Genomic DNA, 26796 nt, shown 5'->3' with positions numbered 1-26796 from the left:
AAATCTCATCACCATCACGCAGCCGACAAAGGGTTATCTGCAAACATTTTTTTTTAACTTACTCCTTTGAACTTTTAACTCGATCCCATCTTTAATCTTTAATATCCTACCCACCCCCATGTCCCTAACCGTTATCATTGCGTCTAAAGGTCGCCCGGCAGTGCTCGCTGATACATTGACGAGCCTAGCCCGCCAATCGTTTGTCCCCAGTCAGGTGATCCTCTCGGTGACTTCTCCGGCAGACCTGCCTCTGAGCGTCGCTGAGGGAATAACGGTAGTTTATTCTGAGCCGGGTCTTACAAAACAGCTGAATCAGGCACTACAACATTTAGACGCTAAAACGGAGTATGTGCTTTTTCTTGATGATGACGTGGAGATAGCAGTCGACTATATATTTAAAGGAATAAATTTCTTAGATAAGAATCCTGAAACGGTGGGGTTTAATGGGTTACTCGTAAAAGACGAATTCATGGACAGGAATACTGCTCAAGAGTTATTAGAGTATGAGAATGATAATGAATCGATTCATCCCTGTGTATGTCTCTATGGGTGTAATATGATGGTGAGGAGAACTGCGCTTGAGGGATATTCCTTTGATGAGAATCTACCTCTATATTCTTGGCTTTTTGAAATCCCATTTTCAAACTATCTTAAAAGTAGAGGTAAATTACTCTATTATTTGGGGAGTAGGCTGGTTCACCTGAAGTCGCCTGAATCAAGAATCGGTGGCAAGAAATTTGGATATGCCCAGATCGCTAATCCCTATTATCTTCATTGCAAAGGTGAACTCTTATTATCAGAATGTATAACTTCATTTATCGGTAAAGCCTTAATATCAAATCTTTCAAAATTATTAAGAGGCAGTCCTGAACGGATTTCAGGTAATTTGATCGCTCTGAAGGATATGTTTCTTGTGAAAATCAGTCCATTAAGGATACTCGATATCAAATGAAAGTCCTGATTTCATGGCCGCGTTTTGGCCCTTATCATTTGGCCCGGATCAAGGCGGCCTACGGAGTTTTTAATAGTGTCGGTGATGAATTAACCGCACTTGAGATTGCGGGTTCCGATAAAACCTATTTATGGGATAAAATTACGGGTGATTGTGGGTTTAAGAGGATTACTCTTTTCCCGGATTTGGTTTACGAGGATATTCCAGCCGGAGTAATGTCGTCGAAAATCAGTCAGGAGTTAGACTCTCTTAATCCTGATATTCTAGTTGTCTGTGGGTATAGGCTTCCTGATTCACGGTGCATGATCCGCTGGGCCAGGGAGAATCGGAAACAAATCATACTCATGACGGAAACAAAGGGGGATGATAAGTTCAGGTTATTCCCTGTTGAATTTCTGAAGAAAATTTATTTAAAGAGTATCGATGCAGCATTTTGCGGCGGCTCGGAGCACCGCCGATATCTTGAGAGTTTAAGAGTGCCTTATCAACAGATTTTTGAGAAATATGATATTGTCGATAATGATTACTTTTTTAAGGAGAGTCAGAGCTTTCAGGGAAAATGTGACGAGAGTCTTCGGTCAAAACTAAATATACCGAATGGGCCGTTTTTTCTCGCGTCCAGCCGTTTTATTCCGAGAAAAAATATTGATGGCCTGATTATGGCTTTTGAGCTTTATCGTAAGAATCATTCCTCTCCGTGGGACTTAGTGATTTTAGGCGATGGTCCACTCATGCCTGAGCTCAAAAAGATGATCATAGATCGGGGGATTAAAGGGGTCTATCTTCCGGGATTCAGGCAGATTGAAGAGTTGCCTGCATATTATGGATTAGCATCAGTTTTTATTCATCCAGCCCATAATGAACCTTGGGGACTCGTTGTAAATGAGGCTATGGCCTCAGGTTTGCCCGTACTTGGCACGCATGCGACTGGGGCTGCGGCTGATTTAGTCGTAGATGATGTAAATGGTTATCGTTTTAACTCCCGTTCTGTTACCCAATTATCCGAATTAATGGGGAAAATCTCTTCGAATTCCAATCGCCTTATTGAAATGGGGAAAGCTTCGCTTGATATTATTAAAAGATTCTCACCATTGGATTTCGGAAAGAATCTTTATTCAGCTAGTCAATTCGTTTTCAAAAGGAGGGTGATCAATTCGAGGAAAAAATCTTCCTTGAGTGTTTTTCATGGGACTCAGTCCATTATTATCGGGGGCAAACCTATCATGACCCTTCCTGATTCGTTTGTACGTCTAGAGGATCGATCCCCATACGACTTTATTCTGGGAAGGAGTTTTAAAAAGAGATTTTTACGCACAGGATTAAAGATGCTTCATACCTTGGGTATGGATTGTTTTTTTAGGCAGGAAACAAACATGAGTCCTTACGGTGATTATCCTGTTAAAAAGATCATCAATGAAGTGGTATCACCATTGCTCGAAAAACTTAAATTACCTGCCAATGGTTATTTTATCACTTACCCAGCTACAGTTAAACGAGGGAAAGTCTATGTGTATTTATGTGATGCCTCAGGGCAAGTGCGATATTTTATTAAAATAGGATTTTCAAATGGGTCATTAAAGGAGATGCAAAATGAGGCTGATAGTATTGTTTCCGTAGCACAATTAAAAAATGAAGGGATATTTAGGGCTCCCCGTTTATTTCTAGTGCATCTTATCGGGGATTTTCCTTTTTTGTGTTTTGATTATGAACCACTCATTTCTAATTTTAACTGCCTTACTTGGGATAAAATGCCTTCCCTCATTACCTCAAGATTGAGGATGGTTGGATATAGGACGGTATCTCTTAATCAATTAGATTGGATCACTGAGCTCAAGGAACTTCATTTATCCTCTTCATTGAGGCACTTTGTGGAGAATTATACGGATACACAACTAGACGTATGCCTTTGTCATGGGGATTTTACAGCATGGAATCTATTTAAGGTTAAAGGTGAAATTATCCTCTGCGATTGGGAGTATTCCTCTATGAATGCCCCTGTTTTGACTGACTATCTCAGTTTTCATCTTTCTTTATTAATCAAGACGATTGTTCCACAACCTTCTCATGGCATGGAGCATTTGAAGCATTTAATGGGTTACGACATCAAAGACAGGGAATTTAGAAAGAATATCAAGATGGCAATCTTATACTTGTGTACTAGGGGGAACTCTTTGGCCCGGGCTATCGCCCGTTATTGGGAGGTGGAGCGTGAATGAGAATTATAAAAGCCTTTTTCAAACGGATGTATTAGCTGAGAAATATGAAAAAAATGAATATGCACCTTCATCAGGATCAGCTCTTTATTGGGAGGTCGAAAAAGGCTTCCTCATGCATTTTATTTCTGGGCTGACTTCAGAAAAAAAGAGTTGTTATCTCGATTTTGCTTGTGGTACGGGTAGAATTCTTCAAGTCACAGAGTCTTTGGTGGAATCTTCAGAGGGGATTGATATTTCAGAGGCGATGCTAAAAATCGCCGCTTCAAAAGTCAAAAAATCAAAATTGATTTGCTTGGATGTTTCCATTGATCAATCGTGTGAATATAATAAACGTTATGATTTAATCACGTCATTTCGTTTTTTCCCAAATGTAGAGCATGAGGTCAGGCTCAAAGCCCTTGATTGGCTTGCCAAAGTAATCAAGCCTGATGGTATAATGATCATTAATACGCACCTTAACCCCTATAGCCTCAAAGCATTATTTTATCCTTATCATCAATTCATGAGTTTTTTCTTTAAAAAGCCACGCCCTAAATATCTTTCCACTCGTCAGATGAGGGGTCTCCTTGGCGAATATGGTTTTCGAATTGAAAAGGTTTATGGTTTAGGATTCCTGAGTGGGCGGTTAGTTCCACTCCTTCCCCGTACATTTTCACTCGCATTCGAGAGATTCTTTGCTGGAGGAATATTGGCGAATCGTTTTGGGTTTAATTTGATTTACGTTTGTCGAAAAAATCAATGAGACTTCTCCAGCTATCCCAGACGTTGAACCGGAAGATGGGGGGCTTTGCCACGGCATTGTATCCCTTGCACGGGCATATCCTGAGTTCCGGACATGGTTCAGACCTGCTGGGGCTGGATGCTGATCTGGGGGATCAGGAGAGTGTGCCTCGGCTTTATAGCTTTGAACCCCATTTGCTCCCTCGGTTTTATTATTCTCGATCATACGGTATTCAGGCAGAGCAATTTGCCCGGGAGTGTGATTCCATCCATGTCCATGGGCTGTGGGTATATCCGAATCTCGTCGCCGGACAGCTGTCGCGCAAGCTGCATAAACCTTTGGTGATCCATCCCCATGGAATGCTCGAACCCTGGGCGATGAAACGTGGGGTTTATAAAAAATCGGTCATGAGGATGCTTTTTGAGAACCAAAATTTCCGCGATGCCGCGCTCTGGAGGGCTTTGACAGAAGCTGAGGCCGCCCAGATTAAACATTATTGTCCGCAAGCCAATGTGGTCACTCTGCCCAACGGGATTATGGCCGGGGATTTTGAAGGACCAGTTTCCGCGCTCGATTTAACGGCTAAACATCCAGAGCTTTTTAATAAAAAATGGATCGTTTTTCTTTCCCGCCTGCATCAGAAAAAGGGTTTGGATTTATTAGTGAAAGCCTGGAGCAAATTGCACCGTGATTTCCCGGGATGGCAGCTCGTCATTGCAGGGGGGGATGATGGATACGGAGATATTCTGCACCAGATGATCGACTCTTGTGACCTCAGGAAAAGGGTGACATTACTGGGCCTTGTCCATGGAAATGAAAAAGCGGCACTGCTAAAAAATGCCCAGCTTTTTGTGCTCCCTTCACGTTCGGAAGGTTTCAGTATGGCCGTACTGGAGGCTTTGGCAGCGGGATTACCCGTGCTCATCACCCATAACTGTAATTTCCCTGAAGTGGACGCCGTGGGGGCGGGAAAAATCGTGGAAGCCAGTGAACCCTCCATTGAGGAGGGGTTGCGCAATTTGCTCGGTCTGCCTGAGTATTACCTCGATGAAATGGGGCAAAAGGGAGCGACACTTGTCCGCGAAAAATACACTTGGGAAAAAATTGCCTCGCAAATGGTCGGTGCACTGGAGAAACTTTAAAAAATGAGACTCGACCAGTTTAATAACAAAAGTTACTCCCGGGGAAAAAGCTTCTTCACCGAGTCCCTCTGGTATCTCGTAAAAGCAGCCTTTTTCTTAAGTGCATTGCCTTATCCCGGTTCTTTCAAACGTTTTTTACTCAGGTGTTTTGGCGCGCAAGTGGGTGCGGGAGTAGTGATTCGTCCCCGAGTGAATATTACCATGCCGTGGAGGTTGAAAATCGGGGATTACTCTTGGATCGGTGAGGGGACCACGATTCTCTCCCTTGATGAGGTTCGGATCGGGGCCCATGTCTGTATATCCCAGGAAGCCTTTCTCTGTACGGGCAGCCACGACTATCGCAAGGAGACATTTGATCTCGTGACGGGCCCCATCATCATAGATGAAAGTGTCTGGGTGGCCGCCCGCGCCTTTATTTGTCCGGGCACACATATCAGGCCTCATGCCGTCATCCAGCCCGCCTCTGTGGTACGAGGGGAGATTGCCGGGGACGGGATTTATGGCGGCAACCCGTGCCTTCTCATTAAATCGTTATAACTTTTTGTCTCCCCCGCCCCTAGCGCGTTTTACCTCAAAAGGGTTACGCGCTTTTTTTCTGTACTGACAGGAGGGCCTCTTGTTGATCGGGGGAAACTTGTTCACGGGTAATCGTGAGCTGGCTCAATAAGGAAAAACCCTTGAGGGTTTGCAATGTATGGCGGAAGGAATGAAAGATATCGAGTGATTCACCCTTTTTAAAGGAAACCCTTTGACCGTAAAGAGAGAGGGCCGTTTTTTCAGGGAAAATATAATTTACGCAAATTGCGTAGTGGGGTAGGGGGCGCAGGAATTTTCGGATTGAGAATTCCAGCGCCTTTTTTTGTGCCCTAATCCCGAGTGAACCGAGGAACTCCAAAAACCAGTCGCGTGTTTCCGGGTTGTCATATTGAGTAAATATTTTACGGACACCTTTTTCATAATCATCACCTGGGGCGAGATTTGCGCTGAAAACCACATGATCAAAATGGAGGAATGATTTTTTTAAGAGGTTAAAAAAATCAACCTGTTGGAAATTTGGGTTAATCCCGAAATAAAAACCGATTTTGAGGCTTTTATCCTTTTGGAGATGGCTGATATCTTGGATAAACTGCTGATCGGCTAGGTTTCCACAAACTCCGGGCATGATCTGGACCCGTGATAGTTTACTACAGGAATCACAAGCTTTTTTTACTAGATGGGCACTGATATCCACCGGTTGATAGGATATTGAAGATGCTGCTTTTTGCCAGGTTTTTAGGAATAGGGCATCTTTATATCCATCCCCACAGCCTAAACTTGTGACGGTGACTTTTTTACCTGAGACCAATGGAAGCATGGACTGGGCAAAACGACTGTATTCACATGATCCTTTTTTGGGGGATTGTCTTAACGGGCTATGGGCTAGGTGGACCCGGTGCCAGAGTGAACTTAATACAGGACTATTATATAGGTGAGCGGGTGAAATCCTGCGTGTGCCGAGGTCTGCAAGTAAACTCCCGCATGATGAGTCGCCTGAGGCACCCTCATGAATGAAAAAGGGAGTAAAAATAGACCCCATGGACTTTATGATTTCTTTTTGTCCGTTTTCACCGGGGTGAGTCCAATGATGATGGCTGCTTCCATGACGATTTGCCCGATACGGCTCCTGATCCGGTAGGCCCAGAAGATCAGGAAGACGGCAATCAAACTCAAAACGCAGAGAAGGTAAATTATCTGGATTTCGATTGAAAAATAAAGGGTAAATGTCAATAACCCGACCAGTATGGTTAATGCAATCGTCAAAGGTGTCATTTTGGGATCCATCTGGATACGGGTCAGGCGTTTATCACCCCCGTGATTTTCAGTCTGGGTCCGCAGCCTGATATCCCACCAGTAATTCCCGTAAATCTGGATGTCCCAGTCTGTCCAGCCGGTATCCAGGGAGTATGACCAGTTTTCAGCTTCAAGCAAATCACACACTTTTGTAATGACCCGGTCGCGTTCGATTCCTTCTTCACTCCAATACGCCAGAGAATTGTCGCGTGTGAACTGGTTACTTGGTTTATGGGAGGACTCACCCGTGAGGATTTTGGAGGGAGTCGTCTTATGGGATATCCAAGTGTAATGACGGTTCCAGCCTCGGATCAGGGGCTGTGAAACTGCTAAGCCCCAGACGAGAAAACGGCTCGCTAAAGTGTCATATTTGGGTTCCAGCTTCGTGCGTGCGGCATACATCAGTCCAGCAAAGAGGGTGGTCAAAAACATCAAGACCACGATCGGGATTAAAACCGGGAAAGTAATGGAAATAATCCCCACACAGATGGCGGCTAAAACCCATTCGAGTGAACCTGTATAATCAAGGATGGCGGGATCATCCGAAGGATAAATTGATTGGAAAAGGCCCATGCCAAAGAGACCGTGGTAAATGATGGGTTTTTGAATGATGCTCGGGCCGATAGGAAGCCCATAAACGATTCCGCGCCATTTGGCATTCCCGTTTGGGGTGAAAAAAATGAGATGCTTAAACCTCAGGAGTGCTTCAGCTTCCCCGTAACCGGCTTGCTGTTTATAAAATGCTTTTACCGAAAAACGACGATGGTGCCAGACAATCGCCGAAGGACTGAATGATATCTCATACCCGGCCTGTTGGAGACGCCAACAAAAATCCACATCGTCACCCGCTTTGCGGTACTCAATATCCCATCCGCCGATCGCATCGATAGCCCATTTCCAAAAAGCCATATTGCAACCAGGAATATGCTCCGCCACCACATCGCTGACAAGTACGTGGCTGGGGGAACCTGGTGCTGCGGCAACACAGGCTTGAACCCAGTTTTGTGCGGGAGGAGAGATATTTGGACCTCCGACACCCGCGTAGTTTCCGCTCGTAATGGTCGATACCAGATAATAAAGCCAGTCACGGTCGGCCATACAGTCCGAATCAGTATAGGCGATGATATCCCCAGTGGCATGCTGATACCCGACATTACGGGCATAACTCAAACCCATGTTTTTCTGGCGGATATTGATCATGTGGGGAAAGTCTTTGGTGATTGTCTGGGTATCATCCGTGGACCCATCATCGACGAGGATAATTTCATAATGGGGATAATCGACTTCCGTCAGGCTCTGGAGACAGGCTTGCAGTGTTTTCCCCCCGTTATAGGAGCATACGACCACGGAGACTTTGGGGTATTCTCTCAGGGGTACCCTCTGGCCCGCTTTCCCATCGGCCTCATCGAGGAAACAGTCTTGTATCCTGAAATAGGATTTTTTCGGGCGGCGCTCGGCATCCACTAGTCCAAAAGCCCAATCGGTAATTTGATGGTTTCCCGTGTACCAATCATCCGTCCACGAGAAAAGAATGGTTCCTGCCAAACCCATTTGTCCGACGGTTTTCACATGCCAACCCAGTATCTCGGCCTGTTTTTCTTCTGTATTGCGGATCGAATCAAGGCCAAACTCCCCAAGCATCAGGGGTTTGTCACCGGAAATATTATGAAGCCGCGCGAGGTATTTTTCAAAGGAAGCCGGATTTTCCAGGTAAACATTATATGAGCAAAAATCGATATTTGCCGGGATCAAGTATTCTGTGGAAGGGAAATTCGCATAAGTCACCAAAGTCTTATCGTCTTCCTCCTTGGCGATATTCACGAGATTTTCTAAGAAAGACTGTACCCGGCTGAGTCCGTACCAACGGACTGTCGAAGGGGGGATCTCATTACCGACCATATAACCAAAAAGTGCAGGATGCCCTTCGTTTTGACGAACGCCTGTGCGGATTTTATTCTCGATAATTTTCCGGCTATTCTGGCTATCGAGGAAATTCACATGTTGTTCCCAAGGAATCGTGATGAGTACTTGGAGGTCGTACTCATAACACATGTCGAGAAACCAACGTGGGGGCACATGATACAAACGCAGGACATTGGCCCCGAGTTCCTTAATCATTTGTAAATCCCTACGTGTAAGATCGGGCGAATGTAAATAGACCCCATTGACGTAGGGGGCAAAAGGACCGTAGGTCACTCCCTTAACAAAAAATTTGAGTCCGCCACGGAAAAAGAACTTAGCATTAGCTTTAACCCTTCCACGGGGATGAAAAGCTGTAGGTGTGTAATAAGGAGACGGTGTCTCCAAGATCGTCGACATGGGGATAGGATTTAGCAGTCATCGTGAGGCAGGTCAAGCTACGGCCATATTAATAATCAAGTATTTTTTTACAAAGTCACACTCCTTATTGGCATCACTAATCTTAAATTCACTATCTTTTCAAATGGTGGTGCTTGAATTAAAAAAACATTTTGTGTTAATTATTCTTTATGAGTTTTGAAGAGACTTTGTACGATATTGAATTACCCGGGATTCCTAAGCTGAAAAGTGGAAAGGTCAGGGAAGTTTTTGATTTGGGGGAAGACCTCCTTTTTGTAGCGACAGACAGGTTGTCCGCATACGATTGTATTTTGCCAACCCCTATTCCCCAAAAGGGACGTGTATTGACCCAGATTTCAGCTTATTGGTTTAGAAAGCTGAATAATATTGTCCTGAATCATTTCCGTTCGGTTAATTATGATGAATTTCCTGAAGGGCTCCAAGAATACCGCCATTGGCTAGAGGGGCGCTCGATGCTTGTCAAAAAACTCCGCCCGATCCCGGTGGAATGTGTCGTTCGTGGCTACCTCGCGGGCTCTGCCTGGAAAGAATATCAGGAAAATGGAATGGTTTGCGGAGTGGAGCTCCCTTTAGGTCTGAAAGAATCGGATGTTTTGCCCGAGCCGATTTTTACCCCGGCCATGAAAAATGACAAGGGGCACGACCAGAATATTACTTTTGAGCAAATGGCTGACACGATCGGTTGGGGCAATGCAGCAAAGCTTAAAACAGCGAGTATCGGACTCTACGAAGCCGCCTCAAAATCACTCGACCACGCTGCCATCCTCATTGCGGATACAAAATTCGAGTACGGATTTGAGCATGGCGAGACTGTCCTCATGGATGAATGTCTCACTCCTGATTCTTCACGTTTTTGGAATAGGGCACAGTATGTCCCGGGTAAACCCCAGAATGGCATGGATAAACAATTTATCAGGGATTACCTGAATTATGCTGGTTGGGATCATCATCCTCCAGCACCTGACTTACCGGAAGATGTCGTCTCGCGGACCACGGCACTTTATCTCGAGGCTTACAGGAGGATCACAGGTTCTCCCTTACCCGTACAAACTTAACATGAGGCATAAGCACCATGTTCTAACCGTAGGATCTACGGAGGAAATGCCCCTTCCTCCTTCACTTTTGCGGGTGATTGAGGAATATCGCATTTACCGTCTCACAGAGCGCGGACTCTCCCCCAAAACTGTCACCTTAGAATGCGGGCAAGTTGCGCAGCTGGCCCATTGGTGCCGGAAACAGGAGATCATGGATTGGAAGGCATTAACCGAAGAGAAATTCGGTGAATTCCTCGAGTCCCGCAAAAAGCAAATTGCTCCGGCCACTTATCAGAATTTATATATTAATTTACGCCTCTTCTTCCGTCATGTCTCAGTAGAGTTTCCCGGGATCAAACCACTCCTCCAAGATAGCCCGACTCCCAAATCACAACGCAAATTGCCCGGTACCCTTTCCCAAGGGGATGTGAACCTCATTTTGGAGAGTGCTTCCGTAGGGGATGATGCATTACAATTACGTAACCAGGCTGTGATGGAGCTTTTTTATGCGAGTGGAATGAGGTTGGGCGAGCTTAAAGACCTTGAATTATCATCAGTGGATACAGAGTCAGGAACAGCACGGGTAACGGGTAAGGGGAATAAAACGCGTTTTGTTCCAATTGGGGCGAAGGCAATGAAAGCCTTGGACCGGTATTTAACAAGTGGGCGTCCCCGGCTAACCAACGGAAAATCAAGCGTGAACCAGATTTTCATCAATCACCGTGGAGGGAAACTCTCCGCACAGGGAGTCCGTGATATTGTGAAAAATCATGCCCGCAAGGCGGGTTATGAAAAAAGGATATACCCGCATTTACTCAGGCATTCTTTTGCCACGCATTTATTAGAGGAGGGGGCCGACCTAAGGGTTATCCAGGAAATGCTCGGACATGCGGATATTACCACGACACAGATTTACACGGCAGTGGACCAGCAAAGACTCAAAAATGCCCACAGCCTATATCATCCCCGCAGTGGGCGCAAACAAGCACGGAAGGATACTCCATGACAAATGAATCTTCCAGCCAGATATCCTTCGAGTTATTTGGTTATACATTCCGTAATCAAAGCCTTTTGACTGAGGCCCTGACCCATTCCAGTGTCACGAAAGCCCGTGAAAAAGAGATTAATGACAATGAACGGATGGAGTTCCTCGGTGATGCGGTGCTCCAGTTAGTCCTCTCGGATTACCTATATCGCACGTTTCCCGATGAATTCGAGGGGGTTCTCACGACAATGCGTGCAGGGCTCGTTAACCGTAAAAAACTAGGGGAACTGGCTGCCAAGATCGGGTTACACATTGACTTGGTTTTGGGACCTACGGAGAATAACCCTGAGGGAAGAACCCGGGTTTCGACATTAGGAAATGCTTTGGAATCTGTCATCGGGGCTATCTATCTCGACTCAGGGATTCAGGCCGCAGAATTCTTTGTCATGAGCCTGTTCTCTGAAGAACTTCCGTTACTAGGGCAATTTGCTGATGAGAGTAACCCTAAAGGATTATTACAAGAAAGAATCCAAGCTTTATCCGGCGAGACTCCTTCCTACATGATTGTGTCAGAATCCGGCCAGGATCATGATAAGTCTTTTATCTCAAAGGTGGTCTGGGAAGGCAAAGAATGGGGCAGTGGTGAGGGGAAAAGCAAAAAGAACGCGGAAACCGCCGCCGCCCGAGATGCCCTTGACCGATTAAATACACTTGAAAATAAGACCACCAACATGAAGGAAGATTAAAGGAAAATTATGTTTACAGGCATTATCCAAGAAGCAGGCATTTTACAATCACTCCTAGCCGGTAATGAGTCCACAGACCTGACGATCCGGGCTTCCGCCGCCTTTCATGATGTAGCACTCGGTGAAAGTATCGCTGTCAACGGGGTTTGCTTAACCGCTGTGGCTGCAAATGCCGGGGTGATGACTTTTAATGTGCTGAATGAAACACTCAGGGTCACCAATCTGGGCTACCTTGATCAGGGTGCCTGCGTGAATCTCGAACGCTCCTTACGCGCTGCAGACCGGATGGGTGGTCACTTTGTGACAGGACATGTGGATGGGGTAGGGATCATCCAGGAATGGAGCCAGTCGGGAAATGATTTTAAACTGGTGATTGATTGTCCGGAGGATGTGGCTTCGTTATGTGTGAAAAAAGGTTCTATTTCCATCGATGGAATCAGCCTGACGGTAGCGGAGATAAATGGTCAAGAGCTGGTGGTCTGGATCATTCCACATACTCGTGACATGACGAACCTTAAAAATGCACGCCCGGGGATCAAAGTGAATTTGGAGAGTGATATGATCGGTAAGTATATTAATAATATCCTCGATGCCCGTTTGGCAAAAGGTCAAACAATCACATGATCGCCATCGTCGGGGCGGGACCCGCAGGATTAGCCGCAGCACTTTTCCTGGACCGTTACCAAATGCCGGTTCATGTCTTTGAAGGCAAAAGAAAGGGGAGGCCGAAGGTTTGTGGTGGTTTTTTAAATACAAATGCATTTTTCCTCCTTGATATGATCCAGGCCACCCCGGTTTTAGAGCAGGTATCAAAAGGTGAGATTAAGCAACTTGCTCTTTCGACAGGACAAGCCTCCCAATCTTGGGATATCCCAGCGATCGTTTATTCATTGTCCCGGCAGGAGTTCGACTTACGCCTTTGGGAACTCTGCGAATCCCGGGGGATCAATATTTCAGAAGGGGAGAATATTCGTGAACTATTTTCCGAAGGTAATAAGGTCGTGGTGAAGACGGCAACGGGACAAAGCAGCGCCGATTATGCAATTTGCGCCGATGGGATGAATTCTATTGCCCATCCGGAATCTTTAAAGAAAAGGAATACGGCCAAACGTGTCGGGATCCAATATATCATTAAAACATCCGATTTGCCTGCCGGCGTATTAGCATTACACTTTAACGGTTGGGGGTACATGGGCACTTGCTCCTACCAGGATGAATATTTCGATTTTTCGGCTGTTGTTAATATGGACAGGATCCCCCCCGATTGCCGTCAGCCGGAATCAATCCTTCAAGGGTTTATTCACCAAGACAAATTACTCGGCGAGTCTCTCAAAAACTATCAGTTGGTGTGTGCCCCAAAAGTCGTTCCTAAGGCGTTTCCTCACCACTGTAGAAACCAGAATCCAAGAATTATCCTGGCAGGGGATGCTAAAAGGTTTTTGGAACCATTCACGGGTTTGGGGATTACTTATGCCTTAGCTTCAGGGGTGAGTGCTGCTGCTCGTGTATTGTCAGCCTGCCATCCAGATAGTGATATACGCACGGAAATGAGTCTTTTGGGTAAAAAAATCGAGAAAGGGATAAAATCTTTAATCTCTACAAATCTCATGATAGCCCCCATTCTACGGAATCCACCGATAGCTAGTTTGGGCGCAAATTTGCTGGCAGGAGCCCGCTTTCCCGTTAATCTGATGCTCAAGAACCTGATGAAACCCCGCTTTTCAAAATGATGATGAATTATTCTCAACTTTCCGAGCAGTTTACACCGCTGGACCAGACGGCCGGCCTCGTCCATTTTTTTACATTAAGGATACCGGGGATCGCCGTTTCAGAAGACAAAAAAAAGGTCGTAGAGGACTTGGAGGAGGCACACACGCAAATTGCACTGCGCCACCATATCGACTTTGGCTCCATAGTCCGCTGCGAGCAGACCCATGGGGATATGAGTGTGGTTGTCGAGTCGTTGCAGGACAGCGTGATCCCGGATGCCGATGCATTGATTACCCGCTGTAGGCAATTACCGATCGGTATTCACGTGGCAGATTGCTGTCCTGTTTTTATCTATGAGCAGTCCACTCCTTCCATTGCTTTAATCCATTCAGGTAAGAGGGGGACCCTTTTGAATATCACGGGGAAAACAGTCACCAAGATGAAAAATGAGTTTCAGGTGCCCTCGTCCTCATTTACGGCGGTCTTAGGCCCTTGTATCCGCAAGGAGCATTACGAGATGGATATTCCCGCCGAGATCAAACGTCAGCTTTATGAGTGCGGGGTGGAACGTGTTTATGATTGCCAGATGGATACGGCTGGGGATTTGAGCCGCTACTATTCATACCGCATGGAGAAAGGTAAAACCGGCAGGCTCTTTGGGGTAATGATGATTTTATGATGAATTTTATTTGTCGCCACCGTGCATATCATGAAGAGCAGAAGGAACTCATGGATCTGCCCCAGCCAAAGGAGTTAATGCTTGAGGACCTGAGGTTTATCGGTTGGATCAACCGTTATTTTGGGTCTCATGCCCAGATGACCCGGTTTCTTGAACATCATTCTTTTACAGGCAGGCCCGCGAAGATTTTGGATTGTGCAACCGGTTTTGGAGACATCCCCCGGCTCATGTCATCTTGGTTCATAAAAAAGAATCAACCGGTAGAGATTACGGCGACTGATATTAATCCTGTTACGCTGCAAATTGCGCGGGAAAATACAAATGATCCCGTTATCGGTTATGAGATACAAAATCTCTTTAACCTTTCATATCCGGATCAGTCATTTGACTTGGTCATGTGCCACATGGCACTCCATCACTTTAGTCGCCTGGAGGTCATCGCGATATTCAAGGAATTATGGCGTGTGACATCAGGGGTTCTTTATTGCACCGACATCGTCCGGGCTGATTTGGCCCTGTTAGGTGCGAGTATTCTTATCCAGACCACGAATAATCCTATTAGCAGGAATGATGCGATTGTATCGGCAAGGAGGGCATTTACCGGGGAGGAATTCAAATCCATGGCACTAGACGCGGGATTAAAGGGATTCAAACATGAAAAGGCCAGATTCTTCAGGCAGGGCATCATTGTTTGCAAGGAGATAGATTGTCCCGAGTAAATATGATAAAGCTATTGCATGAAAAGGATTTTGCGATAATTTCAATACAAGCTTATGTCAGACCTTTTACCACCGGACCAATTCCGCTGCCTCTATTGTGCCCAGATGATCGGGGTTACTCCTGAGGTGCCTGATGAGATTGATTGTCCTAATTGTGGCCGTCACATCGTGGTACCCGGGAGGTTAGATGTCGATTTTAAGGAATTTGATGAGCTGGTCCAAACCAGTCAGAAAACTTTAAAAGTTGATTACAAAGTGCTTTCAACTTGGATATTAGGTCTCACGACGGTGAACTTTATGTGTTATTTTATTTCCTCGGCCATCGATGTGAAAATTATTCAGGGAATTCTTTCAGTTATTTTCTTGATTTCGAGTATCGGACTCTTTGTCATTGGCATAAATCTTTTACTCAGGAGCAGGAACTAATATGGGAGTAGTCACAAAAGGCGGGGATGCAGGATATACCAGTTTATTTAATGGACGCAGAGTCCTCAAATCAGACCACAGGGTCCTGACTTACGGACTGGTAGACTTACTCAATAGTCAAATCGGTGTCGTTTTATCACAGCCAGTCCCAGTGCCACAGGACCATCCCGCCGCCCGGGATTTAGCCATAATATTAGACCGTATTCTTGATCACCTTGCCGGTAAGGTGCAGCCTGAATTATTTAACATAGGGGCACTTTTGGCGACAGAACACGATAGTGAGTCTTTCAGCCTTATTCCTCGTGTTTCTCCAGAATCGATTACCATCTTGGAAGATCAGATTAAAGAATCTGAAATAGTATTGCCGACAATGCGTTTTTTTATCATGCCCCGTGGCAATTTGCTTGCATCCCAAGCCCATGTTTCCCGGGCGAGTTGCCGCCATGTCGAGTCGGTCATTATCCACTACTTGCATAGTAATGGGATCGAGAAAGTTCCAGAACTTTCCCAGTTGGTTGTTTATCTTAACCGTCTCAGCGATTATCTTTTTATTCTGGCACGTGTCGCAGCAAATACGGAAAATTATGATCAGGAACAGAAGTGGGTTCCTCGGAAAAACTAAGAAATTCCTTTTTGAGTATTTTTTAGGAGTTGGATAAAAATAATCCCCCCGAATACACTGGTGACTACCCCAATCGGGATTTCTTGGGATTTTGAAAGGATGCGGACGATCAAATCCGCATAAACGACGAGAAGGGCTCCTCCCAGTGCAGAAGCAGGAATCAGATATTTATGATCTGGGCCCAGGATCACACGCATAATGTGGGGCACTACCAACCCGACAAAAGCAATAATGCCGCTGACTGCCACGGCTGTCCCGGTTAATAATGAGCTGATGACAAAAATCGAGAGCTTGAACTTCTCGACATTTAATCCCAGAGATTTGGCTTTCTCCTCCCCCAGACAAAGAATATTAAGAGGCTTGGCGAGGAAGGAACACAAAACCAGTCCGATAAATGTAAAGGGAACGATCGTTATGACATGGGACCAGCCTTTATTGGAAAAGCTGCCGAGGGTCCAAGCGAGCACACTGCGGAGACGGATGAATTCAAATTGAAGGAGCATTAATGTCGTTACTGCCTGTATCACGGCTGCTACGGCAAGTCCCGTAAGGAGGAGTTTGGTCGTCAGGACCACCCCGTTTTGTCGTGCGATGACATAGACTAAAAAGGTAATAGCCAAGGCTCCTCCAAATGCAAAAAAGCCTTGGAGCCCAATACCGACTATCGATTCACGGAAACCGATACTTACAGCGATGACAGCCCCTAGGGCCGCTCCAGAGGATACACCCACAGAGTAGGGTTCTGCCAAAGGATTTCGGAATAGGGCCTGTAGAAGGACTCCTGCAATCGAAAGATTGATCCCAACGCATATCTCAAGGATGACACGGGGCATTCTCAAATTTACAAATACAGATTGCAAAATATTATCGCGTGCTGTCATCGGTGTACCTGTAAGGAAATGAGTAAACATGCGGAATGTATCAGTCAACCCGGCCCAAGGTCCGTATCCTGTGCTAATCGCCACAATGATACTCACAGCTAAAATAGCTGTCAGGGAAAAAATGAAAAGGAGGGGATGGTTTTTTTTCTCTTTCATGATGATCGACCGGGACGGATATAAATATGGGGATTCTGGGTAAATGGATTTTTATCAACGACCAAGCACGTCGATTCCGAAAGGTATTCGATTGATTCTTTTGTCAAGGTATCAGCAGGGCTGCCGGAGAGACGGATGGATCCCTGCGTGATGATCACGATCAAATCTGCATATTCGGCGGCTAGATTCAAATCGTGGCATACGCTCAGGACCGTTTTGTTTTCACTCACCACTAGTTTTTTGAGTAATTCATAGGTTTGTACTTGGTGGCCGAGATCCATGTGGGCTGTGGGTTCGTCTAAAAGGAGAATAGGGGTTTTTTGGACCAGGGTCTTTGAAAGTAGGACTCGTTGGTACTCCCCACCACTGAGCTCATTGATCCGGCGCTCACGAAGGTGGGCAGTGCCTGTGAGCTCCAAGCAGGAAGTAACGATTTCTTTATCCGATAATGTTAATTCAGTCATGAGCCCGCTATGTGGGTAACGACCGAGAGACACAAGCTCTTCCACAGAAAAAGGAAAATCAATTTCAAGCTTTTGCAGCATAAATGAGATTTGGCGTGCCCGCATTTTAAGGGGCAGATCAAAAAAAGGTTTTTCCCCAATTTTGACTTGGGCTTCATTGATCGGCAGTAATCCTAAAAGAGATTTTAAAAAGGTACTTTTACCCGAACCATTTGGTCCGACAATACAGCAGAATTTCCCTTGGGGGATATCTAAAGAGCAGTCTTTGACAATCGGATGAGTATAACCCGCCTTCTCGACATGGATTTTGAGATCATAGGGATTGTTCATGGGGGGATTGCTCAGGGATGTTTTTTACAAAATCGGGATATAAAAGGGAGTGTAGTATCTCCACGGCATCAACGGTACGGGGACCGGGTATGACGATCAGGTTATTACCGATAATATGTAGGCGGTCATTTTCCACAGAAGAGAGCTTGCCGAAAATGGGGTGTTTGGCGACCTCTTCCTTTAAGACAAGAACGGCTTTCCCGAGCTCATCTCCTTCACGGTAGTCATCAAGGAAGATATGGGACGGATCCTTCTCCATCATCCATTCGGTGGATACGGTTGGCCATCGTGATCCCGTCTCAATGGCGAGATTCCTTCCTCCGGCCCTTTCCAAAATATCTCCCATGAATGAACTCTCCCCCCCCGCACCACCCCCACTGAGGTCGAACATAATCAGGGCCGAAGGCCTGTTGGTATAGGGGATATGGGAGACGTGAGTATCAATATCTGTTAAGCGTTTTGTTAGGGTTTCCAGAAGCGTGAGAGATTCACTTCTATGGCCCGTTATTTGGCCTAAAACCGGAATAAATCCGAGCACTGTTTCAAGTGACTCATTCCCAAAGACAATGACGGGCACTCCTAATTTACGGATATTAGAGACAAATTCGGGGGAGGAGTTTGACACCGTGAGGATCAGGTCGGGGTCCATCTCTGCAATTTGCTCGGCACTGGGATTGATCCCATTGACGATTTCAATTTTCCCTTCAAGCACTTTTTTGAATTGGGGATTTGATTTTTTACAGAAGGATGTCACAGCCAGTAGATCTTCCGTCGCATTGATTTTACAGAGTGTCTCCGTCAGGCTGGGGGTCAGGCTGATAATCCTCTTTGGGGCTTTTTTTATTATTGTGGAATGTCCAAGGCTATCGCTGATAAGGAGTGGATAGCCCTCACCTTGTACTTTTACTGGTTGATATTCACTTTCGCGATCGAGAATCTTTTGGATGAATGTGGGCATCGTGAGGATGAGTAGGGCAGAAAAAAGAGCCGTCAAAATGGCGGCTCCGGTACTATTTTTCAGGTAGGAAAGGTGCATTAAAAGAGTTTACCAGCTTGCTCAATGTCTTTCGTAGTCAGTTCAAATCTTTCAGAAACATTCTTTTGTCGTAATTTGTTCAAGAGCTCACCAAGGTCAGTCGCGGCTGATTCGGCATAAAAACGAACAAGTCCAATAGTGGTCTGGTCATTAAATACAGTGACAATAATTGTATTTTCATCGACAGAATAAATGAATAAGTGGGCACCTTTACCTTGATGATAAAGAGCGTTGAATTCCATTTCCCCAATACGTCGGGCTAACTCCATTGTGGCGGCAAAAGATCCAGCAGCTAACGCAGCTACTACGGTCGTATCCATAATGGTAATATTACCTTGTTGAGAAATAATATTTCCCCCACGGTCAATCACTACAGCCAACTGCGTTTCAGATTTCTGAAGAAAATTGGACAGTACGTGGTCGATTTGATTTACGTCTTCGATTGTAAGGATGGGAATTGGTTGCATATAAAAAAAAGTTAAACGACTTTGACTTCAGCAGGTTGGGATGAGCCGCCCGCATTTTCTTTGGTGAATTTATAAAGGAGAAGCTGGGCAACGGTATTCAAAGCCATAAACACATTTTGCCCCGTGGTGGAGATAACCTCGAATGTTTGCACCTTTTTAGCTGCATTATTCAAAAGGAAATCCATATAATCAACAGGTGCCACATCAGGTAGATCTCGTTTATTAAATTGGATAACAGCGGGAATATCGTCCATATTCATATTTTGTTTTGTGAGGTTCTCCCTGAGATTGCCGAGTGCTTCCACGTTTTCTTCCATTTTATCCCACTGTGAGTCTGCGACAAATATCACCCCGTCCACACTTCTTAAGACTAATTGGCGTGTAGCGTTATAAATAACTTGTCCTGGCACTGTGTAAAGTTGGAATTTTGTTTTAAATCCTTTGATGACAACAGCCTGTAACGGGAGAAAGTCAAAAAATAGGGTGCGATCCGCTGCTGTGGCCAATGATACCAAATCACCTTTATTCTCAGGCTGTATTTGAGAGTGGATATAAGCAAGATTTGTGGTCTTACCACACAGGGCAGGACCATAATACACGATCTTAAATTGTATTTCTTTTGTCGCGTAATTAATAATCGACATTTTAACTTCTCCTGGAATTTAGGATACTGAATTCACCAGTTCACCAACAATATCATTTAATAAAGTCGATGACTTACGACAAAGGTGGTTTGTATGGTGTTCTGCAATCATTACAATATTTTGAGCTCTAAAGATACTGATATTTTTATTTCCACCTGTCCTTATGGTTATTTTTTTAATTGGGGCCAGATGAAGAGGTTCTGCATGGCGGAGAACTTTGTTTACGTAGGTTGCTGCAAAATTTTGAGCGACTGCCTGATTGGATGGGAGTGGATCTGTTTCGAGGAGAATATTTCCGGAAACAGATGAAATCAGGCAACTGTCTATTCCTGAAATACTCTTAATGAGTTGGTGTACCCCTATTGTTCCGGTTTCAGTAATCCCAGCTTTTTTCATTAGGTTTAAAAGGCCGGGAGTTAACTCAAGTGCTGTGGGCGTAGCTGGTGCCTGTTCTTGCTTTGGTTCGGAAACTGTGGGTTCCTGTGTTGTTTCCTGTGTTGTTTCCTGCACAGGCGGTTGGGCTTGCGGTGCCGGTTGTGTCAGCACAGGGACTGAAACCTGTGGGTTTACCGGGGGTGTAATCGTTTTAGTTGCTTCGGGGAACTCTGTCTTTTTAGGAGGTGAAGGTAAGAGTGATTTGGCTGGTGCAGAGAGTTGAGCTCCTAGGCTAGAGGGGGATATTCTATTCAGCAAGTTTGGTGCCTGAACTCCCCTTTGTGAGGGAGTGAGAATACTTTTGCTGATTGGAGTGGTTGCGGGCGCGATAGGAATAGTAGGTTTACTTGATCCCGGTCTATTCAACATGATAGTAGAGATCGGAATCGCCGGAAGGGGTTGAGGCCCTGTTTTTACGATTGGTCCAGTGGATGGGGTAGAATGTGAAATAGGTGCTGTCCTTGGAATTGGAGGAGCAAATGGTTTCGGTTCCACTTTCTGCCCGAGGGTAGGAACAGGTGCTGCAGAGGGTGGTTGAGGAGCGGCAGGGGGAGTTGCAGATAATTGAGAGGGTGCCGGCGGAGTGACTGCTGGAGCAGGTGTTGCAGCTTTTAGAGCATCCTTTTTGGCTATTTCGCTGAATGGAGTGGGAATATTAACCCCTTCCATTTTTTCCTCAATCTGATCGGCCCGTTTTTGGAGTAATCCCTTTGGAGCGATTTTAACGATCTCTCCAAGAGGTAAATTAATAATCTGATCATGATGCTGTGTCGGATCCAGAAGTAAATGGGGTGCGACTTGCGCGATTTCACCCAAAGAGAGAGTCACCTTACCAAGTGATAATTGCTCAATCATTTTTTTTGCATCGTAGACAAAATGTCCTGAGCTATTGATTTCGGAAGGATTTACCATGTCTTCAGGAATTGCTTTTGCGATTACTGAGAGAGGAATCTCCACGCTCTGGACGCTGGGAATAATAGCAGGGGGTGGACCACTAGGTACTGGAGCTGATGTTTTTGCTCCTAACATGCCTGGTAGGGACATGGTTTGATTTGGTTTTTTAATGAGAGGAACAGATGAGCCCAGTGTCTTGGGGTCAGAGAGAGATGGCATGGGCAGTCTGGCTCCACTCAAATCGCCTGGTGCGACCTGAGGTATTTGTTGCCTAGGCGCTGAAGGGGGAGCCGACATCGGTGCTCCCAAGTTGATTTTAGGTAAAGGCAGTTTTTTTGTGGCTGAAGATGGGGGGACCGATCCTATGCTGGGAGGTGTCAATATCTTATTTTCAAGAGAGGGTGGAGGTTGTAATGATGCGGGTGCACCAGGAGGAGGAGGCGGTAATGTGGCGGCCCTCAGTGTAGGTTTACTCAGGCTGGCGGTAGCAGGTGCAGGCGGAACTTTCGGAACTGGCATACCTAATGAAGGTTTACTTAGATCTGATGTTGCGGATGCCCCTTCTGCTGCATTTTTTGCATTTGGAAGAGCGGCCGGAGGGATAACAATCTGTGGACCAGACTCTACTTGTTGATCGTCATCTTTATTTTTTTTCTTGAAAAATGAGAATGCCATAATTTTTTTATTATATGTTTTTATTTAAAAATGTAAAGAACTGCTCTCTAATGATCTTCTGATGTTGCTGCAGCCACTTCTGCAAGGGTCGTAAGACCTTCTTTGACCTTGTCAAATCCGGCCATACGAAGGGTTTTCATCCCTTCTTCGACAGCTACCTTTTTGATTTCGTTAGAATTCGCCCGCTTAATGACCATTTTACGGATACGCTCGGACATTTCAAGAACTTCCAAAACCGCTAAACGCCCTGCGTAACCCTTTCCTTTACAGCGGTCACATCCACGGCCTCCAAAGAAAGTCACCCCCTCGATATCCTCTGCGGTTAAATCAATTTTTTCAAGGGCATCCACTGTCGGGGCTTCCACTTCTTCCTTACAATGAGAGCAAATACGGCGGACAAGGCGTTGAGCACAAGTAAGGATCACTGATGAAGAAATTAAGAATGGGGCAATACCCATATCGTCCAAGCGGGCGATAGCTCCTGCTGCATCATTTGTATGGAGAGTGCTGAGAACTTGGTGGCCTGTTAGCGCGGCTTTGACAGCAATATCGGCAGTTTCACCGTCACGAATCTCACCGATCATGACAATATCAGGGTCTTGACGTAAGATTGAACGAAGTGCCGCTGCGAAGGTGAGTCCGATATCGGAGCGGACAGCGCATTGGTTGATTCCGGGCACATTGAATTCCACGGGATCTTCAACGGTCGTAATATTGTACTGGGGTTTGTTAAGTTCCTGCAAGACTGAATAAAGCGTGGTGGTTTTACCTGAGCCCGTAGGTCCGGTAACCAGGATCAATCCATGGGGCGCATCCACCGCACGCATAAAACGTTTTAATGTCGCCTCATCCAATCCTATTTTGTCAATACTAGCAGACAAATTATTCTTATCGATGACGCGCATACATATTTTTTCACCGTAAAGCATGGGCAGGATACTTACGCGCAAATCAAAGTCCTTACCGCCGACCTTGATCCTCATACGTCCGTCCTGAGGGAGGCGTCTTTCGGCGATATCAAGATTTGACAGGATTTTAATACGGGAGCAAACCGCATTCGATAGGGACTTTGGTGGTGCTTTATATTCGGAGCAGGCTCCATCTACGCGGTAACGGAGCACCATTTTCTTTTCATAAGGCTCAAGATGGATATCACTGGCCCCCTCTTGAATGGCTTGAACCAACATTAAATTTACCATTTTAATAACAGGAGCCTCTTGTGTGGAAGACAGTGACCGATCCAAATCTGTATTATCTGTCTTTTCTGACACCATCTCGACGTCAGTAAGCGCGTCATGAGCCTCTTCGTCAGCGAGTTCATCCATGCTGAGGGAGCCACCACTACCACCACTTATTCCGCTCAGGGCGTCCGTGACCGCCTTTTGGGTGGCGATCATGGGGAAAATTTCCATTTTCGTGATACTGCGCAGATCGTCTATGGCAAGGACATTAAGAGGGTCGGCCATAGCCACAAAAAGCTTATTCCCCAGTCGAGCCACAGGAATAAGTTTGTAGTTTTTAGCCAAATCGGTGGGAACAAGGGCTTTGATGTCATCTGGGACACGGATTTTACTGACATTAAGGGGAGGTGTATCCAAACATCTCCCCATACTGATCATCATGTCTTCTTCAGTGACATATTTTTTTTCAATGAGGAGTTTGAGAAGTTGGCCTCCAGATTGTTTTTGTTGTTCACGGACCTCCTCAATCTGTTCATACATGAGCAACCCGTCCTCAATGAGGACATCAGCAATCCGGTCACCAAAACTTTTTGCAGCCATAGGAATTAGAGTTTATAAACGAATTTCAGGGTTTTTATGATCGCCTCAGGGGAAGCGAGATACCAGTGGATATTGTATTCAAGGGATTGCTGGACAGATTGTCTGCCGATTTCATCAAAAGGATTAACCAAAGCTACCATCAGGGTGCGGCTCAGTTGGTCAAAGGGCAGGATCAAACGGTTTAAGGTAATTTCAGGAGGGAGCATTTTGACGATTGAACGGTCAATATCATATTCCCCAATAGGGACATAACCCAAGTGGGTACGGTCGACCAAGACATTCAATAAATCATCGTGCCCGATGATTTTTTCATCATTTAAAACCTGAATAAGTGATACACCAAGGTCATTATTTGATTTCGGGATGCGGTTTTTGGTGATGTCAGACACCCTTTGTGCCTGCTCCTCCTTGAGTGTGCCGAGTTTTGCGAGATATTTAATAAAAGGTTCATTCGGATCACCCGAAAGATCGAGCTTGGCACGTTTATTTGTCTTGGTATGGCTGGTTTCAATGAGGCTGGCTACGACATGTTCTTCCTCTTGGACAGCTTCGGCAGTGGCATCAGCGGTTTTACCATCACTAGTGGGGACTTGAGCTGTGGGTGCTACTGTCTTTTTTGCTGTCATCCCAACGAGTTTTTCTTCCAGCTCACCCAAGGCCATCAAAACCTCGACATTATCTGGCTGCTTTTGAAGGATTCCTTCATATTCAAGGATAGCTGAGGATATCTGCCCCATTCTGACAAAAGCATCAGCAATTTGCCTCGAAATACGGATGGCATCCGACTCCCGTCCTACCTTGACATAAGCTTCTTTGAGGATTTCTAATGATTGGTAATCATCAGGATTTGTTTGAGAAATAACCTCAAACATTTCAATCGTCGACATGAGCTGTGCGATATCCTCTTTTCCTTCAGGCATAACTTTTCTTATAATTGTCAAAGTTTTTTGAAATTACAAGATTGAACATCAATTTTATCCGGTTTCATCGTTTTTTTTAATTATTTTTCTGAATTGTTCCTGTCCAACTCGCATGAAGTTGCCTAAAGCTTATCCCGTGAGAAAAACAAAAATCATCGTAACTCTTGGTCCGGCTACGGAAAGTGAAGAATTAATCACACAATTGATTAAGACAGGAGTGAATATTTTCAGGTTAAATATGTCGCATGCCAGACATGAGACGATCCGGCGAATTGTCCCATTGATCCGGAAAATAGCTTTTGAAGAACAAAAACAAATCGGGATACTGTTGGATACACAAGGGCCGGCTATCCGTACCGGTGAGCTTCCCACTAAACTCAATTTAAAACCTGGTGATGAGTTTACCTTTACCGTTTTGGGCTATAAAAGTGCCGAGAATAATAGTGTTGATGTGAATTATGATGGATTGATTAATGACTTACATGTGGGGGATGAGGTTATTGTTGATAATGGAGTTTTAAGAATGGAAGTCCTTGAGAAATCACACAACTCACTGCGTTGTAAGGTTTTGACGGAAGGTGTCATGGGCAGCCGCAGACACATTAACTTACCCGGGGTGAGGGTAAACCTCCCTGCGTTGACCGAAAAAGATATTAGTGATGTGGAGTTAGGTTGCGAGTTGGATGTGGATTACGTCGCACTCTCATTCTGCCGTGAAGCCGGTGATATTAAACAACTTCGTGCCCTATGTCAAAAATTCGGAAAATCACCCCGTATTGTGGCGAAATTTGAAGATCAGGAGTCTGTGCGCAACTTGCACGAAATCATTTCTGAGGCAGATGCGGTTATGGTAGCCCGTGGTGATTTGGGAATCGAATGCTTATTGGAAGAACTCCCGATTATCCAACGTAAAATCGTCAAGACGTGCCTGCAATACTTTAAACCTGTTATTGTCGCCACGCACATGCTTGAAAGTATGATCGAGAATCCTTATCCCACACGGGCTGAAATTACCGATGTGGCTAATGCCGTTTTTGAGCGAGTAGATGCCGTGATGTTATCGGGGGAGAGCTCTGTCGGAAAGTATCCGGTTTCATGTGTGGATGTGCTTGACCGCATATCCCGTAGAACAGAGCGGAGTGGGGGAACAGACCATATTAGCTCGGTCGAGCTCGAGGGAAGCCTCGAGAAATTCGTCCGCTCGGCGGTATTACTGGCAGATCATATCCGTGCCTCGGCAATTCTTCTATTCACAAAAACGGGTTATATGGCCTCCATGGCAGCTTCATTCAGGCCAGGCTGGTCGCCGATTTATGCTTTTACCGAACAAAAAGAAATCGCCCAAAAACTCACACTCTGCCGTGCTGTTTATCCTTTTGTCCTGAGTTTCGAGGAGGATTCCGAAATCAATATCCAGCGGGCGGAAAGAATGCTTTTGGAGAAGGACTTTTTATTGCCGGGTAGTGTCATTGTTGCGGTAACTGAGTTTCAGACAAATAATGTGATTGACCGTTCAGTTCCTCGCAGGAGTGTTAACTCCGTCGAAGTCCGGTTGATCCAGTAAGATTTATTGGGCAGGGAAAAGGATAGACATGTCAGCCCATACTTCAGGCTTGAGCATGATCTTGTCTTGAAAACCACGGACATAGAGATAACTAAAACTTGATGTGATATTGATATGGGTCACATTTTCGAGGTTGACCAGATAAAGTGTTTGCGCTGTTTCAGTCACACGGGGAAATTGTTTTGGGGTAAAATAGATGGATATCCGTTCCCATTCCGCTGCCGAAATCATCATCTTGTCTGCCTGATGGATAATCGAAATATAAGCGTGAGTCGAGGTGATTTGAACGACTGAAATATGATCAAGGTTGACCACAAGTTCAGTCGTTGCATTTTGCTGAATCCGGATGAATTTCATTTGTTCTTTACGCAGAGTTATGCGCCAGCCGGTGCACCTTGTAAACCTGGGGGCAGATCCGGTGTCTGGC

The 26796-nt window shown here is 45.4% G+C and carries 26 protein-coding genes; 15 read left to right on the top strand and 11 right to left on the bottom strand.

The features are described 5' to 3' along the window. The first annotated feature begins 118 nt into the window (after window positions 1-118). From SGI98_04625 to SGI98_04605, 5 genes are read left to right on the top strand one after another with little or no spacing between them, the layout of a single operon-like run. Window positions 119-952: a glycosyltransferase family 2 protein gene (locus SGI98_04625; protein MDZ4742688.1), complete on the top strand. Its 834-nt coding sequence runs from the start codon at window positions 119-121 to the stop codon at window positions 950-952. 38 nt (window positions 953-990) lie between these two features. Further along, window positions 991-3168 (top strand): glycosyltransferase, encoded by a 2178-nt coding sequence (locus tag SGI98_04620; protein MDZ4742687.1) that lies wholly within the window; start codon window positions 991-993, stop codon window positions 3166-3168. Then, complete coding sequence (locus tag SGI98_04615; protein MDZ4742686.1) at window positions 3161-3910, top strand: class I SAM-dependent methyltransferase; 750 nt, start codon at window positions 3161-3163, stop codon at window positions 3908-3910. The genes SGI98_04620 and SGI98_04615 overlap by 8 nt, the downstream gene beginning before the upstream one ends. Next, window positions 3907-5031: a glycosyltransferase gene (locus SGI98_04610; GenBank protein MDZ4742685.1), complete on the top strand. Its 1125-nt coding sequence runs from the start codon at window positions 3907-3909 to the stop codon at window positions 5029-5031. The genes SGI98_04615 and SGI98_04610 overlap by 4 nt, the downstream gene beginning before the upstream one ends. 3 nt (window positions 5032-5034) lie before the next feature. After that, window positions 5035-5568: a WcaF family extracellular polysaccharide biosynthesis acetyltransferase gene (locus SGI98_04605; protein ID MDZ4742684.1), complete on the top strand. Its 534-nt coding sequence runs from the start codon at window positions 5035-5037 to the stop codon at window positions 5566-5568. A 43-nt stretch (window positions 5569-5611) separates the two neighbouring features. Here SGI98_04605 and SGI98_04600 read toward each other — a convergent pair whose 3' ends face one another. Further along, complete coding sequence (locus SGI98_04600; GenBank protein MDZ4742683.1) at window positions 5612-6607, bottom strand: L-histidine N(alpha)-methyltransferase; 996 nt, start codon at window positions 6605-6607, stop codon at window positions 5612-5614. A 5-nt stretch (window positions 6608-6612) separates the two neighbouring features. Further along, window positions 6613-9180: a glycosyltransferase gene (locus SGI98_04595; GenBank protein ID MDZ4742682.1), complete on the bottom strand. Its 2568-nt coding sequence runs from the start codon at window positions 9178-9180 to the stop codon at window positions 6613-6615. Window positions 9181-9350: 170 nt separating this feature from the next. Here SGI98_04595 and SGI98_04590 point away from each other — a divergent pair, with 170 nt between their 5' ends. From SGI98_04590 to SGI98_04550, 9 genes are read left to right on the top strand one after another with little or no spacing between them, the layout of a single operon-like run. Continuing rightward, complete coding sequence (locus SGI98_04590; protein ID MDZ4742681.1) at window positions 9351-10256, top strand: phosphoribosylaminoimidazolesuccinocarboxamide synthase; 906 nt, start codon at window positions 9351-9353, stop codon at window positions 10254-10256. A 1-nt stretch (window position 10257) separates the two neighbouring features. Next, window positions 10258-11241, top strand: coding sequence for a tyrosine-type recombinase/integrase (locus SGI98_04585; GenBank protein MDZ4742680.1), 984 nt, complete (start codon window positions 10258-10260; stop codon window positions 11239-11241). After that, window positions 11238-11966: a ribonuclease III gene (rnc, locus tag SGI98_04580; protein ID MDZ4742679.1), complete on the top strand. Its 729-nt coding sequence runs from the start codon at window positions 11238-11240 to the stop codon at window positions 11964-11966. Before SGI98_04585 ends, rnc begins: the two co-directional genes overlap by 4 nt. A gap of 9 nt (window positions 11967-11975) precedes the next feature. Further along, a complete protein-coding gene (locus tag SGI98_04575; GenBank protein ID MDZ4742678.1) occupies window positions 11976-12590 on the top strand; it encodes a riboflavin synthase in 615 nt (204 codons plus the stop codon). After that, entirely contained in the window at window positions 12587-13696 is a 1110-nt protein-coding gene (locus tag SGI98_04570) for an FAD-dependent monooxygenase (protein ID MDZ4742677.1), read from the top strand. Before SGI98_04575 ends, SGI98_04570 begins: the two co-directional genes overlap by 4 nt. After that, the gene (locus SGI98_04565) at window positions 13696-14355 is read left to right on the top strand and encodes a polyphenol oxidase family protein (GenBank protein MDZ4742676.1); all 660 of its coding nucleotides are present in this window, start codon (window positions 13696-13698) and stop codon (window positions 14353-14355) included. The genes SGI98_04570 and SGI98_04565 overlap by 1 nt, the downstream gene beginning before the upstream one ends. Continuing rightward, on the top strand, window positions 14355-15074 hold the full coding sequence (locus SGI98_04560) for a methyltransferase domain-containing protein (GenBank protein ID MDZ4742675.1): 720 nt from the start codon (window positions 14355-14357) through the stop codon (window positions 15072-15074). The genes SGI98_04565 and SGI98_04560 overlap by 1 nt, the downstream gene beginning before the upstream one ends. A 54-nt stretch (window positions 15075-15128) precedes the next feature. Then, on the top strand, window positions 15129-15500 hold the full coding sequence (locus SGI98_04555; GenBank protein ID MDZ4742674.1) for a hypothetical protein: 372 nt from the start codon (window positions 15129-15131) through the stop codon (window positions 15498-15500). Window position 15501: 1 nt separating this feature from the next. Continuing rightward, complete coding sequence (locus SGI98_04550) at window positions 15502-16122, top strand: cob(I)yrinic acid a,c-diamide adenosyltransferase (GenBank protein ID MDZ4742673.1); 621 nt, start codon at window positions 15502-15504, stop codon at window positions 16120-16122. Here the strand turns inward: SGI98_04550 and SGI98_04545 are convergent. Genes SGI98_04545 through SGI98_04510 form a run of 8 tightly spaced genes read right to left on the bottom strand, consistent with a single transcriptional unit; the run spans window position 16119 to window position 24805 of the window. Next, window positions 16119-17159: an iron ABC transporter permease gene (locus SGI98_04545; GenBank protein ID MDZ4742672.1), complete on the bottom strand. Its 1041-nt coding sequence runs from the start codon at window positions 17157-17159 to the stop codon at window positions 16119-16121. The two genes, SGI98_04550 and SGI98_04545, sit on opposite strands and share 4 nt — an antisense overlap. Then, a complete protein-coding gene (locus SGI98_04540) occupies window positions 17156-17953 on the bottom strand; it encodes an ABC transporter ATP-binding protein (protein ID MDZ4742671.1) in 798 nt (265 codons plus the stop codon). The genes SGI98_04545 and SGI98_04540 overlap by 4 nt, the downstream gene beginning before the upstream one ends. After that, complete coding sequence (locus SGI98_04535; GenBank protein MDZ4742670.1) at window positions 17937-18989, bottom strand: ABC transporter substrate-binding protein; 1053 nt, start codon at window positions 18987-18989, stop codon at window positions 17937-17939. Before SGI98_04535 ends, SGI98_04540 begins: the two co-directional genes overlap by 17 nt. Next, window positions 18989-19456 carry a roadblock/LC7 domain-containing protein gene (locus SGI98_04530; protein ID MDZ4742669.1) on the bottom strand — a complete coding sequence of 156 codons (468 nt, stop codon included), beginning with the start codon at window positions 19454-19456 and terminating at the stop codon, window positions 18989-18991. The genes SGI98_04535 and SGI98_04530 overlap by 1 nt, the downstream gene beginning before the upstream one ends. Before the next feature lie 11 nt (window positions 19457-19467). Beyond that, the gene (locus SGI98_04525; protein MDZ4742668.1) at window positions 19468-20100 is read right to left on the bottom strand and encodes an ADP-ribosylation factor-like protein; all 633 of its coding nucleotides are present in this window, start codon (window positions 20098-20100) and stop codon (window positions 19468-19470) included. Window positions 20101-20118: 18 nt separating this feature from the next. Further along, window positions 20119-22104 (bottom strand): hypothetical protein, encoded by a 1986-nt coding sequence (locus tag SGI98_04520; protein ID MDZ4742667.1) that lies wholly within the window; start codon window positions 22102-22104, stop codon window positions 20119-20121. Between the two features lie 47 nt (window positions 22105-22151). Next, complete coding sequence (locus SGI98_04515; protein MDZ4742666.1) at window positions 22152-23885, bottom strand: ATPase, T2SS/T4P/T4SS family; 1734 nt, start codon at window positions 23883-23885, stop codon at window positions 22152-22154. 5 nt (window positions 23886-23890) lie between these two features. Continuing rightward, a complete protein-coding gene (locus SGI98_04510; GenBank protein ID MDZ4742665.1) occupies window positions 23891-24805 on the bottom strand; it encodes a hypothetical protein in 915 nt (304 codons plus the stop codon). 112 nt (window positions 24806-24917) lie between these two features. Here SGI98_04510 and pyk point away from each other — a divergent pair, with 112 nt between their 5' ends. Next, the gene (gene pyk / locus SGI98_04505) at window positions 24918-26369 is read left to right on the top strand and encodes a pyruvate kinase (GenBank protein ID MDZ4742664.1); all 1452 of its coding nucleotides are present in this window, start codon (window positions 24918-24920) and stop codon (window positions 26367-26369) included. Between the two features lie 3 nt (window positions 26370-26372). On the opposite strand, the gene SGI98_04500 is transcribed toward pyk, so the two are convergent. Continuing rightward, window positions 26373-26796, bottom strand: a 424-nt coding sequence (locus SGI98_04500) for a hypothetical protein (GenBank protein ID MDZ4742663.1), incomplete at its 5' end; no start/stop codon positions are given.

The sequence above is a fragment of the Verrucomicrobiota bacterium genome (assembly GCA_034440155.1).
Classification (GTDB): Bacteria; Verrucomicrobiota; Verrucomicrobiia; order JAWXBN01; family JAWXBN01; genus JAWXBN01.
This window is presented reverse-complemented; position numbering and strand designations above follow the sequence as displayed.